The sequence below is a fragment of the Blastomonas ursincola genome (assembly GCF_013607875.1).
Lineage (GTDB): Bacteria > Pseudomonadota > Alphaproteobacteria > Sphingomonadales > Sphingomonadaceae > Blastomonas > Blastomonas ursincola.
This window is the reverse complement of sequence record NZ_VDES01000002.1, coordinates 133,284-147,953: the sequence shown is the minus strand read 5'-3', so window position 1 is coordinate 147,953 and position 14,670 is coordinate 133,284. Positions and strand designations below refer to the sequence as shown.

Genomic DNA, 14,670 nt, shown 5'->3' with positions numbered 1-14,670 from the left:
GTCTAGTGGGCGGAAAACGGGGCGTCAAATCCCCGCCGCGCCGGGCCGGTCGAGCGCCATAACGCGCGAATGTTGCAATGGTCTGAACGCCCGGCAGCGCGGCCAGGCGATCAGAGCGGCTTTTCGTAGATCAGATACTCGCGGTTGACCTTGCTCTCGATCGCATCGGCGATCGCGTTCATGCCCTGATTGTCTTCGAGCACCCAGCCGATCTCGCCGCGCACCGTGCCGTAATTCTTCACCGCCTCGACGCGGATCGTCTCGATCAGCATGAAGGCAAGCTGTGCGGCCATGCGCGTGTTCTGCAGGTCCTTGACCACGCCCATCAACGGCACGCGCACGCTGGGCGAACGGCAGGTGCGCAGCCACCAGAGCAGCTTGGCCCAGCCGAACGGGAAGAGCGATCCGTTGAGCGGTGCGGTGACGGTGTTGATATCGGGCAGCGTCATCAGGAACGCGACAGGACGGCCGTCATATTCGGCGATCATGATCAGGTCCTCGCGCACCAGCGGGCGCAGCTTCTTGCCGATATAGGCGACCTCTTCGTCTGTGATCGGCACGAAGCCCCAGTTCTCGCCCCAGGCATCGTTGAGGATCGCCAGGATCGTCGCGGCATCCTCGTCGAACCGGCTCTTGTCGACCTTGCGCAGCCGGATGCGCTCGTTCTTGCGCCCGGCGGCGACGATGCGCTGGACCAGCGGCGAAAAGCCCTCGACGATCGGCAATTCATAGCTCAGCAGCTTCTTGGCGACCGTATAGCCGGCGCGCTCGATCCAGCCCTGATAGGCGGCATTGTGGTGCCCCATCATGATGATCGGCGGGCGGTCATGGCCGAAGGTGAGCAGCCCCGGCTCGTCCCAGATCGACAGGCTCAGCGGGCCGAGCGCGCGCGTCATGCCCTGGTCGCGCAGCCATTGCTCGGCGGCGTTCAGCAGCGCGCGGGCCACGGCCTCGTCCGCCGCCTCGAACATGCCGAAATTGCCGGTGCCCGGGCCCATGCCCTGATCGACCGGCTGGGTCAGCGCGAGATGATCGATATGCGCCGAAATGCGACCCACCACCTTGCCGCCGCGACGTGCGATCATCGGCTGAACGGTGGCATGGCCATAAAACGGGTTCTTGGCCGGATTGAACATCTCGTAGACTTCGGCGCGCAGGGGCGGCACCCAGGCCGGGTCGGAGGCATTCAGATCATAGGCGATATCGACGAACGCCTTGAGGGCGGCCTTGTCGTTTACCGGGCTGACGCTTATCTGCTGCTGGTCCGCCAAAACTCATCCTTCATCGTCATGGAAGCCCCAAAGGGCCGTGCCCTTTGTCGCTCTGCCATGATCTGTGTCAAGGAATTGCGGGCCAGATATTGCCATCATGCTGCCACGTTGCCGTGGCTTAAGCGGGCGATCAGTACAGGAACATCATGGCTAGCAGTTTCCCCCTTTCCGATTCCGGTCGCAGCGCCACCCAGGGCGCGACGCTTGCGCGCGCCAGCGGCCAGGTGCCCGACGACATGGCGATGATCCGCGCTGCGGCTTCGCTGACGCGCGATCTCAATGCCGCGAAGCCGGGTGTCTATTGGGCGGACATGCTCGCCTCGGTCACGGTCGGCTATGGCGCGCTTGCCGGTGCGATCCTGGTCGATGGCGTTGGCCTGGCGCTGCTGTGCGCGCTGGTCGCGATCCTGGCGCTCTACCGCGCGGGCAGCTTCATTCACGAACTGACGCATCTTCGCCCCGATGCCGTTCCCGGATTCAATGCCGGCTGGAACGCGCTGGTCGGCATTCCGCTGCTGATTCCCAGCTTCATGTACGAGGGCGTGCACAACCTGCACCACCAGCGGCTGCGCTATGGCACGGTCAAGGACCCAGAATATCTGCCACTCGCGCTGATGAAGCCGTGGACGGTGCCGCTGTTTGTGCTGGTCGCGGCCCTGGGCCCGATCGGCCTCATCATCCGTTATGGCGTGCTGTCGCCGCTCTCGCTGATCATCCCGCCGCTGCGCCGCATCGTGGTCGAGCGCTATTCGGGGCTCGTCATCAATCCCGCCTTTCGCCGCGTCATGCCCGAGGGCGAGGCGCGCCGGCACTGGCTAGTACTCGAAACGCTCGCCAGCGCCTGGGCGATGACGCTGATCGCGCTGGTCGCGACCGGCACCCTGCCGCTGCGCGCCTTCCTGATCGGTCTCGCCATCGTCTCGGGCACGATGGTGCTCAACCAGATACGCACGCTGGTCGCGCATCTGTGGGAGAACGAGGACGAGCCGATGAGCGTGACCGCGCAATATCTCGACAGCGTCAACGTGCCGCCGCCGGGCCTGCTGCCCGAGCTCTGGGCGCCGGTGGGACTGCGCTACCACGCGCTGCACCATCTGCTGCCCGGCGTGCCCTATCACGCGCTGCCCGAGGCGCACCGCCGCCTGGTGCGCGAACTCGGCGTGGAATCGACCTACCAGCTGGCGAATTATCGCAGCCTTGCTGGGCTGGTGACGCGGCTGGTGAAGAGCAGTTTCGGAAGCAGGGCGCGCGGCTGAATTTCGTCACGCCCGCGAAGGCGGGGTCTCGCTTCACCCTTCATCGTCAGCGCAGGAGCCGGATTCCCGCTTTCGCGGGAATGACGGTGCAAGGGATGCAGGATTACTCCCCGCCCTTGGCTACCGCACGCTCGACATCGAGCAGCTCGAGCCCCTGGCCGAGGGCAACGCGCTCATCGAAGACGAAGCATCCCCCCTCGAACAGCGATTGCTCGGCGGGCACCTGTTCCAGATATTTCAGGATGCCGCCCCTGAGGTGATAGACCTCGTCAAAGCCCTGCGCGCGGACATAGGCGGTCGCCTTCTCGCAGCGGATGCCGCCGGTGCAGAACATCGCGATCTTCTTGCCCGATTGCCGCAATTCCTCCGCTTGCGCGTCGAACCAGGCGGGAAACTGGGTGAACCGCTCGGTGCCCGGATCGACCGAGCCCGTGAAGGTGCCTTGCGCGAACTCGAAGCTGTTGCGCGTGTCGATCACCACCGTATCGGGATCGGCGATCAGCGCGTTCCAGTCCTTGGGTTCGACATAGGCGCCCTGGCCGTGCACCGGATCGATATCGGGCACGCCCATCGTCACGATCTCGCGTTTCACCTTGACCTTGAGCCGTTTGAACGGGGGCATATGCGCGCCCGAATATTTGACCTCGATGGCGGCAAAGCCCGGCATCGCGCGGATGGCATCGACCAAAGCTGCGATCCCGGCTCCAGGCCCCGCCAGCGTGCCGTTGACGCCCTCGTGCGCGATCAGCAGCGTGCCGCACAGCGCCTCGCCCTCGCACAGCGCGTGCAGCGCATCGCGCACGGCCTGAGGCTCCGCGATCGGCGCGAAATGATAGAGCGCCGCGACGGTCAGCGGATAGTCGGTGGGCAAGGTCATGCGCTGCCCCATAATCGGCGTGCGACGGTCTGCCAAGCACCGGGCTTGCAACACCCCGATGTCTGCGGCATGGCGGGATAATGGTTCCCCTTTCGTTCGCCGGGCAGGATTTCGTCATCGTCGATCGCGCCGCGCTCTACTGGCCGCGCGAAAAGGCGCTGTTCGTGGCCGACCTGCATTTCGAAAAGGCGAGCTGGTATGCCCGTTCGGGGCAGATGCTCCCGCCCTATGACAGCGCGGCGACACTCGACCGGCTCGAGCGCGCGCTCGAGGCCTCGGGCGCGACCAGCCTGTGGTGCCTAGGCGACAATTTTCACGACAGCGACGGCGCCTCGCGGCTCGACCCCGCTCTGGTCGATCGGCTTGAGCGACTGGCGCAACGCGTCGCGCTGCACTGGATCACCGGCAACCATGACAGCGCGCTCGAAACCGGTTTTGGCGGCAGCGTGGTCGAAGAGGCCGAACTTGCCGGGCTGGCGCTGCGCCACAAGGCCGAATCGCGCAGGAGCGTGCCCGAACTTTCGGGCCATTTCCATCCGCGCCTCAGGGTGCGGCTGCGAGGGCGGACGGTCTCGCGTCCCTGTTTCGTCGCCTGTTCCGACCGGCTGATCCTGCCCGCCTTCGGGGCATTGACCGGGGGGCTCGATGCCGACGACCCGGCCATTCTTTCCGTGCTGGGCGCAGGACCTCATGCCTTTGTCGCTACGGAAAGCGCGGCGTTGCGCTTCGACTTGCAAAAAACGGCAGAATTTCGGCGATAAAGTCACTTGCATAACTGGTGTTGCGTTTTCGCGACAACGCTCTGCATTTTTGCGGGAAGTCCGCGCAACCGCTGGAATCCCGCCGATTTTGGTCTAACGTTCACGTCAAGGCGGCGAATGACCGCCAGAGAGACCACAATCAGGAGAGAGATATGCCCATGCGTTTCGGCAAAGCCAGCCGTGTGTCCCTCATGCTTTCAGCCGGCCTGGTGGCCATGGCAAGCCCCGCCCTGGCGCAGGAGGCTGAACAGGAAGGCGTCAACGACAGCAACACCATCGTCGTCGTGGCCCAGGGCCGCGAGCAGCTGCTCTCCGACGTTCCGGTCGCGGTGTCGGCCGTCAACGCCGAAACGCTGGAGAATACCGGCGCCAACGACATCCGCCAGCTGAACCAGGTCGTCCCGTCGCTGCTCGTGTCGTCGACCGGCAACGAGGCGAACGGATCGGCGCGTATCCGCGGTATCGGTACCGTCGGTGACAATCCGGGCCTGGAAAGCTCGGTCGCGGTGTTCATTGACGGCGTCTATCGCTCGCGCTCGGGCATCGGTCTCAACGAACTGGGCGAGCTCGACCGGGTGGAAGTGCTGCGCGGTCCGCAGGGCACCTTGTTCGGCCGCAACGCCTCCGCCGGGATCCTGTCGATCTATTCCAAAAAGCCCGAGTTCGAATTCGGCGGCTTTGGCGAGGCGACCTATGGCAATTACGATAATATCCGCCTGCAGGCCGGTCTCACCGGCCCGTTGAGCGAAACGCTCGCGGCACGCTTCGACGGCGTGTACGAAAAGCGCGACGGCTTCCTGCGCGACGTGAACAACAATATCGACCTGAACAATCGCGACCGCTATTTCGTCAAGGGTCAGCTGCTGTGGGAGCCGGTCGACACCGTCTCGTTCCGCTTCATCGCCGACTATACCAATCGCGACGAGCGCTGCTGCGGTGCGGTCTATCTGGGCCGCGATTTCAACCCGCTGATCGGCGACCTCAACAACCCGTCGACCCCCCTCGCGCCGCTCCAGACCACGGGCAACAACATCATCAACGTGCTGCGTGACCTCGGCCAGCCGATCGGTTCGTTCAACGATCCGTTCAGCCGCAACACCTTCGTCACCCGTGGCCGCACCTATAACGGCAAGACCAAGGATGGCGGTCTCTCGCTCGAAGTGAACTGGGACATGGGCGGCGCGACGCTGACCTCGATCACCGGCTATCGCTATTACAAGAACAGCCAGGCATCGGACACCGATTACAGCGCGGTCGACATTCTGTATCGCGCCGACAATACCGACGCCCAGTTCCGCCAGTTCAAGACCTTCACCCAGGAACTGCGCCTGCAGGGCGAGGCGTTCGACGGCAAGCTCGACTGGCTCGTCGGCGGCTATTTCGCCGACGAAGACCTGACCGTGCGCGACAATCTGCGCTTCGGCAACCAGTATGGCCGCTTCGCCACCTGCCGCATCATCTCGGGCGGTGGTCTGGCCGGCCTGTATTCGCCGACCTCGCCGGGCTGCGTCGCACCCGGTGTTGGCCCGGCCACGCTGGCTGCAGCCACCGGCGGCGGCCAGACCGGCGCGGATATCGCCAACGGCTTCGCGCTGCTCGATACGCTCAACAATCTGGGCTCGATCAGCGATCGCTATTTCCAGAACAGCCGCAACTATGCGTTCTTCACGCACAATATCTTCCACATCACCGACAATCTCGATCTGACGGTCGGCCTGCGCTACACCAACGAGCGCAAGCGCTTCAACGCGACCTTCAGCAACGACAACACGGTCTGTACCCGCCTGCAGGCATCGCTCACCGACGATCTGATCAGCCCCAATGCCACCGCACGCGCGCTGGCTGGCGCTCTGGTCGGCCTGGGCTGCCAGGGCAACTCGACCGCAGAGCTCAACGGGGTGTCGATCCGTGATCGTCGCAGCGAGAACGAGTTCACCGGCACCGCGGTGCTGTCGTGGAAGCCCACCGACGATCTGCTGCTCTACGGCAGCTATTCGCGCGGCTACAAGGCAGGCGGCTTCAACCTCGACCGTTCGGCGCTCAAGGGTCCGGTCGTCGCTCCGCTGGGCGGCGCTCCGGTGACCACCTTCGCGGCGGTCGGCGGCGCCCAGGCGCTGGTGCGCAACCTGCAGTTCGACCAGGAAATCGTCGATGCGTTCGAACTGGGCGCGAAATATTCGCGCGGTCCGCTGACCATCAACCTCGCGCTGTTCCGCCAGCAGTTCGAGAATTTCCAGCTCAACACCTTCAACGGCACCGTCTTCCTGGTTCAGACGGTCAACGGCTGCTCGACCGATCTCGCCGGCGCCGACCGCGATCTCAGCGCCACGACCGGCGGCTGTGCCCGCGGCGACGTGACCTATGGCGTGGTCGCCCAGGGTGTCGAACTCGAAGCCTCGATCCGTCCGTCGCGCACCTTCACGGTCAATGGCGGTCTGACCTATGCCGATACCAGCTATCGCAACAACCTGATCGGCAACCGCAACGGCGCGCCGCTCGATCCGGCGCTGCGCAAGCTGCCCGGCGACAACCTGTCGAACGCGCCCGAGCTGACGCTGACCGGATCGATGGCCTGGACGCCGGATATCGGCAATAACGGCCTTTCGGGTCTGCTCTATCTCGACACCCGCGTGACCGATGCCTTCAACACCGGATCGGACCTGTTCCCGCAAAAGGAACAGCCGAGCTTCGTGGTGGTCAACGCACGCGTCGGCCTGCGCGGTCCGGAACAGGCCTGGGCGATCGAGCTCTGGGCGCAGAACCTTTTCAACGAGGACTTCACCCAGGTCGCGTTCAACAGCCCGTTCCAGGCCGGTACGACCGCAGCGCCGTTCGTCGATCCGCAGTTCCCCGGTGGACGCCAGATCTTCTCGGCCTTCCTGGGCGAACCGCGCACCTATGGCATCACCCTGCGCGGCCGCTTCTGATCGCTCTGCTAGGGTAACGCGAAACAGCCCCGTCCGCATCGCGCGGGCGGGGCTTTTTGCTGCGCTCAGGCTGCGGAGGGTTGCCCGGCATGGCGAAGGAGCGTGACTGTCAGCACCGTCACCGCGCCCGCCATTAGCCCTGCTGCAACGACAAAGGGTGCGCCGGGGAAGAAGATGCCCCGGGCATCGGCATAAGCGGCGAACACCCAGGTCATCAGCGGCGGTCCGATGATCGCGGTCAGGCTGATCGTGCTGGCGATCGCACCCTGCAACTCGCCCTGCGCGTCCTCGGCCACGCAGGGGCTCATCAGCTGCTGCATCGCCGGGAAGCACATGCCCGGGATGGCACCGATGATCACCCCCAGGATCACGACGGGCGTGCTCGGCGCAAAGGCGAGCGTCAGAAACGAGGGGATCGAGAACAGCAGGCTGATCGTCGCGGTGCGCACCGCGCCGAAGCGGGCGATGGCCTTGCCCGACAGCACGCCCTGGGTGAGCACGATCATCACGCCGAACAAAGCGATCGTCATTCCGGTCATCGCCGGGGTCCACTGGAACTTCGCCGTGCCATAATAGGCCCAGACCGATAGCTGTGCCTGGCTGGCGAGCTGCATCAGGAAGATCGCAGCCAGGCAGCCGATGACCAGCGGAATGCGCGCCATGCGCACGATCATGCCCAGCGGGTTGGAGCGGAACGGATCGAAGCGCCGCCGCTTGTCGGGATCGAGCGTTTCGGCAAAACGCAGCCAGCCGAAGACCGTGCCCGCCGCACACAGCAGCGCGGCCGCCACGAACGGCAGCCGGTCGCCGAACTGGCCGATCAGCCCGCCGATCGCCGGGCCGAGCACGAAGCCCGCTGCGCCCGCGCCGCCGAGCATGCCGAACGCCGCCCCGCGCCGCTCTGCCGGAATGCTGTCGGCGATGCAGCTGTTCGCGGCGGCATAGCTTGCGCCCATCACGCCCGAGATGGCGCGGCCTGCGAACAGCCAGGCCAGGCTCGGGGCAAAAGCCATCAGCGCATAGTCGACCCCCAGCAGCGCCAGTGTCGCCAGCAGCACCGGACGGCGCCCGAACCGGTCGCTCAGCCCGCCGATGACGGGCGCGAACAGGAACTGCATCAGGGCATAGGTGAACAGCAGCCAGCCGCCCCAGGTCGCGGCATGATCGAGACCTTGCCCTGTCAGCGACTGGATCAGCGACGGCATGACCGGCACGATCAGGCCGATACCGGCCATGTCGATGAACACGATCGACGCCAGAACCAGCAAATTGCGATTGATCATGCCGCCCCCGCGTCCATGGCAGCGCATCGTTCAGGCTGCATCAGCCCCCAGCATCGCCATTCCGCCCCGCGGGGCAAGGCGAATCACCCCCAGTTTCAGGCCAGTTCGTCGCCGCCCGCAGACGCTGCTCGCGGTTTGCGACCTTGCGCCACGACATACCATTCGTTGCTGCCCTTGCGGCTGGCAGGCGGCTTGGCGTGCTTCACGGTCTTGAAATGCTGCTTGAGCAGGGTGAGCAGATCGTTGTCGGTGCCGCCGGCCAGCACCTTGGCGACGAAGGTCCCACCCTCGACCAGCTGATCGACCGCGAAATGCGCCGCCGCCTCGACCAGCCCCATGGTGCGCAGATGATCGGTCTGCTTGTGGCCGACGGTGTTCGCCGCCATGTCGGACAGCACCAGATCGGGCCTGCCGCCGAGCGCATCGATGAGCTTGTCCGGCGCCTCATCGGCCATGAAGTCCATCTGGAAGATGGTGACACCCTCGATCGGGTCGACCGGCAGCAGATCGATGCCGACCACCGCCGCCTTGGGATTGACCCGGCGCACCAGCTGCGACCAGCCGCCCGGCGCGATGCCGAGATCGACCACATGCCGCGCCTTGCGCACGATGGCGAATTTCTCGTCGAGCTCGACCAGCTTGTACACCGCGCGGCTGCGATAGCCTTCGGCCTTGGCCTTGCGGACATAGGGATCGTTGAGCTGGCGCTCGAGCCAGCGGTTGGACGAGGCGGTGCGCCCGCGCGCGGTCTTGACCCGCTGCTTGAGGCCATCGCCATATTTTCCGGTCGCCTTGCGCCGGCTGTCGCCGGGGATCCTGCCCCCGCCCGATCCGCCTTTGCCGCCAGAGCCTCCGGAACCGCTACCCTGCTTGCCGTCGCCGCTCATGCGCGTTGCTCGTGCGCGGAGCGCGGCTGCGGCGCATCCTTGCCCATCAATGCGCGCAAGATGCCCTCGCGAATGCCGCGATCGGCGACGCCCAGCCGCATGGCGGGCCAGATGTCGAGGATCGATTCGAGAATGGCGCAGCCCGCCACCACCAGATCGGCGCGCTCCTTGCCGATGCAGGGCAGTTCGCGCCGCTGGTTCAGGCTCATGCCTGCCAGCCGCGCGCTGATGGCGCGCATCGATTCGGACGGCACGATCAGCCCGTCGATCGCGTCGCGATTGTAGCAGGGCAGGTCGAGATGCAGACTGGCGAGCGTCGTCACCGTGCCGCTGGTGCCGAGCAGCCGCCGCTCTGCATCGGGCAGCTCCGGCAACCGGCGGGCAAAGGGGGCAAAGCCGTCCATCACCCGCGCTCGCATGCGCGCATAGGCGGCCGCGCGCGATTCGGGATCGTCATGATCGAAGCGCTCGCTCTCGGTCAGCGTCACCACGCCCCAGGGCACGCTCATCCAGTCGAGAATGTCGGGCACCGGGCCCGAGCTGTCGACCAGCACCAGCTCGGTCGATCCGCCGCCGATATCGAAGATCAGTGCCGGGCCGTCGCCAGGTTCGAGCAGGATATGACAGCCGAGGACCGCGAGCCGCGCCTCTTCCTCGGCGGTGATGATGTCGAGCACGATCCCGGTCTCGCGCCGCACGCGCTCAATGAACGCTGGGCCGTTGCTCGCCTTGCGGCACGCCTCGGTCGCCACCGACCGCGCCAGCGCGACATGACGGCGGCGCAGCTTGTCGGCGCAGATCGACAATGCGGCGACCGCGCGGTCCATTGCCGCGTCGCTCAGCCGTCCGCTCTGGCCCAAGCCCTCGCCCAGCCGCACGACGCGCGAAAACGCATCGACGACAACGAACCCGTCGGCCGCCGGTTTGGCGATCAGCAACCGGCAGTTGTTGGTGCCCAGGTCGATCGCGGCATAGGCGCGCCGGGCGTTCCAGCCGCCACGATCGCCCTGCCCATTCCTTGCCGGCCTTGATTCGGTGATTCGCGTCGGTGCGGGCCCCGGGCCGCGCTGGCCCTGCTGGACGGCAGTCTTGGATCTGCCTCGCTGTCGTGCCGCATTCCGGCCATTTCTGGCGGGATTGGCCAGTTCCTTGGCAACCTTGCCACCATCAGGCGGCGTGATTGCGGGGGATTCGGCCTGCGGCATGGATGTGGGTCGCTCCACCATGCCAAAATCGCTCTTTTTCTCATCCGGGCATGCCCGCGCGGCCGATATGTCCACGCTTCGCCGGTACTTGGGGCAAAGGCTAGCCAATATGCGACGAATGCGCAAGCTTGGCACAAATTCGTCGCGATTTGGGTCTTGACCGCGTTCGCCGACGCGCCTAATTGCGACCGCCTATTGCCCCTTCGTCTAATGGTAAGACCACGGACTCTGACTCCGTTAATCAAGGTTCGAATCCTTGGGGGGCATCCATTCTCCACCATCGCCGCACTCGGATCGCTCCGTTGTAACTGACTCCGTGTCGGGCAATGCCGTCTGTCGAATAATCGTGGCGCGGCCGCGGGCGGCCCAACACCTTCGGGCTTTGCCCCTAGCCTGGAGGATCGCGCATGACCCGTTTTCCCGATCAGTTTGCTCCGCTCGCCGCGCAGCCCAGCATGACCTCGTGCACCCGTCGCTCCGCGCTGGGGCTTGCCGCCCTGCTGGCCTTGCCCGCGCGCCTCAGCGCCGAGTCGGCAGCATCGGGCTGGAAGACGCTCGCGACCGAGGTGTACAAGGGCAAGCAGGATGATCTCTCGGCGCTGCCCGGGGGCGAGCTGGCGTGGTACGGCAACGGCGCGGGCAAGCTCTTTGCAACGCGCGATGGCGGCGAGAGCTGGGAGAAGCTCTGGGACCGGCCGGGCACGTTCATCCGCGCGCTCGGCTTTGTCGATGCCGAAAACGGGTTTCTCGGCAATGTCGGCACCGGCTATTATCCCGGCGTCACCGATCAGAACCCGCTCTATCGCACGCGCGACGGAGGCATCAGCTGGACGCCGGTGCCCGTCAGCGGCTTTCCGGCCAATGGCGGCATCTGTGCCATCCATATCCTGCCGCAGCGCCGCATCTTCCAGGGGGAGACGCGCAACGTCCCGGTGATCCACGCCGCAGGGCGCGTCGGAGGTCCCGCCTTCGTGCTGCGCTCCGAAGATGGCGGCGAAAGCTGGCGGACGATCGATCTGAGCGCGCAGGCGGGGATGATCCTCGACGTGCATTTCCACGATGCGCAGCATGGGCTGATCGCCGCGAGCACATCGGCGGAAGTGGAGAAGGGCCAGGCGCTGATCCTGCGCACCCGCGACGGCGGCAATAGCTGGCAGACCGCCTATCGCGGCACGCGCGCTTTCGAGAACATCTGGAAGATGAGCTTCCCGACGCCGCTGGTCGGCTATGCCACCGTCCAGTCCTATGACGAGAGCAATCCGGTGCGGCTGGTCATCAAGACGACCGATGGCGGTGCGAGCTGGCAGGAGATCGCGCTGACCCAGGTGCCCGGCACCCGCACCTTCGGTATCGGCTTTGCCGATGCCGAGCATGGCTGGGTGGGGACGCGCGCCTGCGGCTTCGAGACGCGCGACGGTGGGCAGAGCTGGACGCGCGTCGATGCGATGGGCCCGGCGGTCAACAAGATCCGCATCGTCGAGCATGGCGGCGGAAAGCGCGTGTTCGCCATCGGACAGCAGGTCAGCCGGCTCGACCTGACATGACCGGGCCCGAGCGGCTGATCGGCCTGCCGCCGGTTATCCCGGATGTTTGCACATTGCTGGTGCTGGGTAGCCTGCCCGGGCGCGCCTCGCTGGCGGCGTCGCGCTATTACGGGCATCCGCGCAACCATTTCTGGACGCTGATGGAAGGGGTGATCGGCGAATCGCTGGTTGCGCTCGATTATCCGGAGCGGCTCGCGCGGCTCGGCGCGCGCGGGGTCGGGCTTTGGGATGTGATTGGCTCGGCGCGGCGCGGATCGAGCCTGGATGGCGATATCCGGGATGCCGTGGCCAATCCGCTCCGCCCGCTGGTCGAGAGCCTGCCGCATCTGCGCGCGATCGGCTGCAACGGTGCGCTGGCGGCGAAGGGCGCGATGCGCGCGCTTGCCGGGCTGGATCTGCCGATCCTGGCGTTGCCGTCGAGCAGCCCGGCCTATACGCTGCCCCTCGCCGCCAAGGCCGAAGCCTGGCGTGCGCTGGGAGCGTTCATTCTGCCGCCCCGCTAGGCGTGCTCCGGGTCAGACCCGCCCGCGCTTGGGGCCGAGGAAGAACCAGGCGATCAGGCCGATCACCGGAAGGATGACGATGAGCAGCGTCCAGAGCAATTTGGTCGCGGTGGTGGCACCGCTGGCCCAGACGCTGAACAGCGCAATCACATCCAGGATCAGGATGACGATGCCGAAAATGCTGTATTCCATGGCTTGGGTTCCTTGCGTGGGGATCAGGGGTGCATGACCACCTTGATCCATTCGTCCTGATGGTCCCGGAAATTGCGATAACCGGTCGCTGCCTCGTCGAGCGGCAGGCGGTGGCTGATCAGGAAACTGGGATCGATGACATCACGCTCGATGAGGTCGAGCAGTTCCGCCGTAAAACGCCGGACATGCGTCTGGCCGGTGCGCAGCTGCAGCCCCTTCTGCATCAGCGCGCCCAGCGGAAACAGATCGGCCTTGCCGCCATAGACGCCGGGAACCGAGACGCGCCCGCCCTTGCGGCAGGCCATGATCGCCTGGCGCAGCACATGCGCACGGTCCTGACCGATGCCGACGGTCTGCTTGATCCGGTCGGCGATATTGTCGATCGCAAACCCGTGCGCTTCCATGCCGACCGCGTCGATCACCGCATCGGGGCCGACGCCGCCGGTCATCTGCTTGAGCGCATCGAGAATGTCGGTTTCGTGGAAATTGACCGGCTCGGCGCCCAGCTGCTCGGCCATGTCGAGCCGGCCCTTGACCCCGTCGATCGCGATGACGCGCCCGGCCTTTTGCTGGAAGGCGCTGAGGATCGCGAACAGCCCCACCGGGCCGCAGCCCCAGACCGCGATGGTGTCCCCCGGCGCGATCTCGGCATTGAGCGCGGCCATCCAGCCGGTGGGCAGGATGTCCGAGAGGAACAGCAGCCGCTCGTCGGGAATGTCCTCGGGGACCACCAGCGGCACGACGTCCGAATAGGGGATGCGGACATATTCGGCCTGGCCCCCGGCAAAGCCGCCGGTCAGGTGCGAATAGCCGAACATGCCCGCCATCGGGTGGCCAAAGGCCTTTTCGGCAACCTCCTGGTCCTCGACCGGGCAGCTGTTGTCACAGTTGCTGTAGCGCTGCTCCGAACAATGGAAGCACTGGCCGCAGAAGATGGTGAAGGGCACGACGACGCGCTGGCCGACTTCGAGCGTGCTTTCCTTGCCGGTCGCGACGACGCGGCCCATGAACTCATGGCCCAGAATGTCGTCCTTTGCGACGCCGGGAATGACGCCGTCATACAGGTGCAAGTCCGACCCGCAGATCGCGGTGGAGGTGACCTCGATGATGCAGTCGCGCGGGTTGACGATGGCGGGATCGGGCATCTGGCGGACGTCGATATCGCCCTTGCCCTGGAAGGTGGCAGCTCGCATGGCTTGGATTCCTCTGTCTTGCTGGGTCGGCGATACGCCGCGGCTCAGGCCGCGTCGGGGCGCATCCGGGCGGTGGCGATCTCGCCCGTCTCGATCAGCATCTTCATCCGGCGCAGGTCGCGCAGCAGGCCGAGCTTGAGCGCTTCGGCCATCATCGCCTCGGTCTTCCACGCGCTGGCGAAATGCTGCGGACGCACCGCCATGATCACCTCGACCGCCGTGCCCTTCGACCCGTTGTCGCGAAAGCGCAGGCGGCCGTGCATGTCGGCATGGCCTTCGCCCTCGGAGCGCCAGGCGATCAGCTCGTCCTCGCGCTCGGCGACGATCCGGGTGAGCAGCGGGCGCGAGGCCATGTCGCGCAGCTCGGACGGCGGCAGCAGCAGGTCGGGCTGGTTGCCTTCGGGAAAGGGCAGATATTCGAGCGCCGACCAGAGCTGCGCGTTGCCTTGCCAGCAGGCGCGGATCTGCTCGGGGGTGGCGCGGATGGTGACAGTGGCGCCGGTGACGCGATAATCGCCGAAGCGTCGGCGATGCCGGGCGCTGCGCGCGGGGGCGGCATCATGGTTGATGCCCGGCTTGCGGCGATAGATCAGGACCCCGCCTGCCGCAGTGGCAAGCGTGGCGGCGAGCCCGTATCGGGCCCAGTTGGCGATGGTCATGGCCTGTGTCCCTGGTTGCGAGCAATGGTGACACGGTGCCCCTCAAGGCTCGTCGGGGGGTGGGTAAAGGCACCGTGTCGGGGTCAGGAGTAGGCGCCGAGGCCGCCCGCGA

At 66.0% G+C, this 14,670-nt stretch carries 13 protein-coding genes and 1 tRNA gene; 6 read left to right on the top strand and 8 right to left on the bottom strand.

From position 1 onward, the window contains the following. Positions 1-110: 110 nt before the first annotated feature. Entirely contained in the window at positions 111-1,271 is a 1,161-nt protein-coding gene (locus tag FG486_RS06700) for a hypothetical protein (RefSeq protein ID WP_066277821.1), read from the bottom strand. Between the two features lie 146 nt (positions 1,272-1,417). Here FG486_RS06700 and FG486_RS06695 point away from each other — a divergent pair, with 146 nt between their 5' ends. Then, positions 1,418-2,527, top strand: coding sequence for a fatty acid desaturase family protein (locus FG486_RS06695; protein WP_181267008.1), 1,110 nt, complete (start codon positions 1,418-1,420; stop codon positions 2,525-2,527). A gap of 103 nt (positions 2,528-2,630) precedes the next feature. Here the strand turns inward: FG486_RS06695 and trhO are convergent, their stop codons facing one another. Continuing rightward, positions 2,631-3,404: an oxygen-dependent tRNA uridine(34) hydroxylase TrhO gene (trhO, locus tag FG486_RS06690; protein WP_181267007.1), complete on the bottom strand. Its 774-nt coding sequence runs from the start codon at positions 3,402-3,404 to the stop codon at positions 2,631-2,633. A gap of 80 nt (positions 3,405-3,484) precedes the next feature. On the opposite strand from trhO, the gene pdeM reads away from it, so the two are divergent. After that, a complete protein-coding gene (gene pdeM, locus FG486_RS06685) occupies positions 3,485-4,165 on the top strand; it encodes a ligase-associated DNA damage response endonuclease PdeM (RefSeq protein ID WP_137775633.1) in 681 nt (226 codons plus the stop codon). A 152-nt stretch (positions 4,166-4,317) separates the two neighbouring features. Further along, positions 4,318-7,092: a TonB-dependent receptor gene (locus FG486_RS06680; protein ID WP_181267006.1), complete on the top strand. Its 2,775-nt coding sequence runs from the start codon at positions 4,318-4,320 to the stop codon at positions 7,090-7,092. 65 nt (positions 7,093-7,157) lie between these two features. Here FG486_RS06680 and FG486_RS06675 read toward each other — a convergent pair whose 3' ends face one another. From FG486_RS06675 to FG486_RS06665, 3 genes are all read right to left on the bottom strand, one after another. Beyond that, positions 7,158-8,375, bottom strand: a complete 1,218-nt coding sequence (locus tag FG486_RS06675) for an MFS transporter (RefSeq protein ID WP_181267005.1) — start codon at positions 8,373-8,375, stop codon at positions 7,158-7,160. A 95-nt stretch (positions 8,376-8,470) separates the two neighbouring features. Then, on the bottom strand, positions 8,471-9,262 hold the full coding sequence (locus tag FG486_RS06670; protein WP_082750984.1) for an RlmE family RNA methyltransferase: 792 nt from the start codon (positions 9,260-9,262) through the stop codon (positions 8,471-8,473). Further along, on the bottom strand, positions 9,259-10,488 hold the full coding sequence (locus FG486_RS06665; RefSeq protein ID WP_231750048.1) for a Ppx/GppA phosphatase family protein: 1,230 nt from the start codon (positions 10,486-10,488) through the stop codon (positions 9,259-9,261). Before FG486_RS06665 ends, FG486_RS06670 begins: the two co-directional genes overlap by 4 nt. A gap of 175 nt (positions 10,489-10,663) precedes the next feature. Between FG486_RS06665 and FG486_RS06660 the strand changes: the two genes are divergently transcribed. The 3 genes from FG486_RS06660 to FG486_RS06650 all read left to right on the top strand — a co-directional run bounded on the left by FG486_RS06660 (position 10,664) and on the right by FG486_RS06650 (position 12,514). Beyond that, positions 10,664-10,737 (top strand) — tRNA-Gln (locus FG486_RS06660). 137 nt (positions 10,738-10,874) lie between these two features. Beyond that, positions 10,875-12,011 carry a WD40/YVTN/BNR-like repeat-containing protein gene (locus FG486_RS06655; protein WP_181267004.1) on the top strand — a complete coding sequence of 379 codons (1,137 nt, stop codon included), beginning with the start codon at positions 10,875-10,877 and terminating at the stop codon, positions 12,009-12,011. Next, positions 12,008-12,514 (top strand): DNA-deoxyinosine glycosylase, encoded by a 507-nt coding sequence (locus FG486_RS06650; protein WP_181267003.1) that lies wholly within the window; start codon positions 12,008-12,010, stop codon positions 12,512-12,514. The genes FG486_RS06655 and FG486_RS06650 overlap by 4 nt, the downstream gene beginning before the upstream one ends. Positions 12,515-12,526: 12 nt before the next feature. Here the strand turns inward: FG486_RS06650 and FG486_RS06645 are convergent, their stop codons facing one another. From FG486_RS06645 to FG486_RS06635, 3 genes are read right to left on the bottom strand one after another with little or no spacing between them, the layout of a single operon-like run. Next, positions 12,527-12,706, bottom strand: coding sequence for a PLDc N-terminal domain-containing protein (locus tag FG486_RS06645; protein ID WP_181267002.1), 180 nt, complete (start codon positions 12,704-12,706; stop codon positions 12,527-12,529). A 23-nt stretch (positions 12,707-12,729) separates the two neighbouring features. Beyond that, complete coding sequence (locus FG486_RS06640; RefSeq protein WP_181267001.1) at positions 12,730-13,899, bottom strand: zinc-dependent alcohol dehydrogenase; 1,170 nt, start codon at positions 13,897-13,899, stop codon at positions 12,730-12,732. Positions 13,900-13,943: 44 nt separating this feature from the next. After that, positions 13,944-14,558 carry an SRPBCC family protein gene (locus tag FG486_RS06635; RefSeq protein ID WP_181267000.1) on the bottom strand — a complete coding sequence of 205 codons (615 nt, stop codon included), beginning with the start codon at positions 14,556-14,558 and terminating at the stop codon, positions 13,944-13,946. Positions 14,559-14,670 lie beyond the last annotated feature (112 nt).

What these genes read in the sequence shown, in the direction of transcription:
- FG486_RS06695 (WP_181267008.1), top strand. Translation starts at nt 1,418, where the DNA reads ATGGCTAGCAGTTTCCCCCTTTCCGATTCCGGTCGCAGCGCCACCCAG.
- trhO (WP_181267007.1), bottom strand. Translation starts at nt 3,404, where the DNA reads ATGACCTTGCCCACCGACTATCCGCTGACCGTCGCGGCGCTCTATCAT.
- pdeM (WP_137775633.1), top strand. Translation starts at nt 3,485, where the DNA reads ATGGTTCCCCTTTCGTTCGCCGGGCAGGATTTCGTCATCGTCGATCGC.
- FG486_RS06680 (WP_181267006.1), top strand. Translation starts at nt 4,318, where the DNA reads ATGCCCATGCGTTTCGGCAAAGCCAGCCGTGTGTCCCTCATGCTTTCA.
- FG486_RS06675 (WP_181267005.1), bottom strand. Translation starts at nt 8,375, where the DNA reads ATGATCAATCGCAATTTGCTGGTTCTGGCGTCGATCGTGTTCATCGAC.
- FG486_RS06670 (WP_082750984.1), bottom strand. Translation starts at nt 9,262, where the DNA reads ATGAGCGGCGACGGCAAGCAGGGTAGCGGTTCCGGAGGCTCTGGCGGC.
- FG486_RS06665 (WP_231750048.1), bottom strand. Translation starts at nt 10,488, where the DNA reads ATGGTGGAGCGACCCACATCCATGCCGCAGGCCGAATCCCCCGCAATC.
- FG486_RS06655 (WP_181267004.1), top strand. Translation starts at nt 10,875, where the DNA reads ATGACCCGTTTTCCCGATCAGTTTGCTCCGCTCGCCGCGCAGCCCAGC.
- FG486_RS06650 (WP_181267003.1), top strand. Translation starts at nt 12,008, where the DNA reads ATGACCGGGCCCGAGCGGCTGATCGGCCTGCCGCCGGTTATCCCGGAT.
- FG486_RS06645 (WP_181267002.1), bottom strand. Translation starts at nt 12,706, where the DNA reads ATGGAATACAGCATTTTCGGCATCGTCATCCTGATCCTGGATGTGATT.
- FG486_RS06640 (WP_181267001.1), bottom strand. Translation starts at nt 13,899, where the DNA reads ATGCGAGCTGCCACCTTCCAGGGCAAGGGCGATATCGACGTCCGCCAG.
- FG486_RS06635 (WP_181267000.1), bottom strand. Translation starts at nt 14,558, where the DNA reads ATGACCATCGCCAACTGGGCCCGATACGGGCTCGCCGCCACGCTTGCC.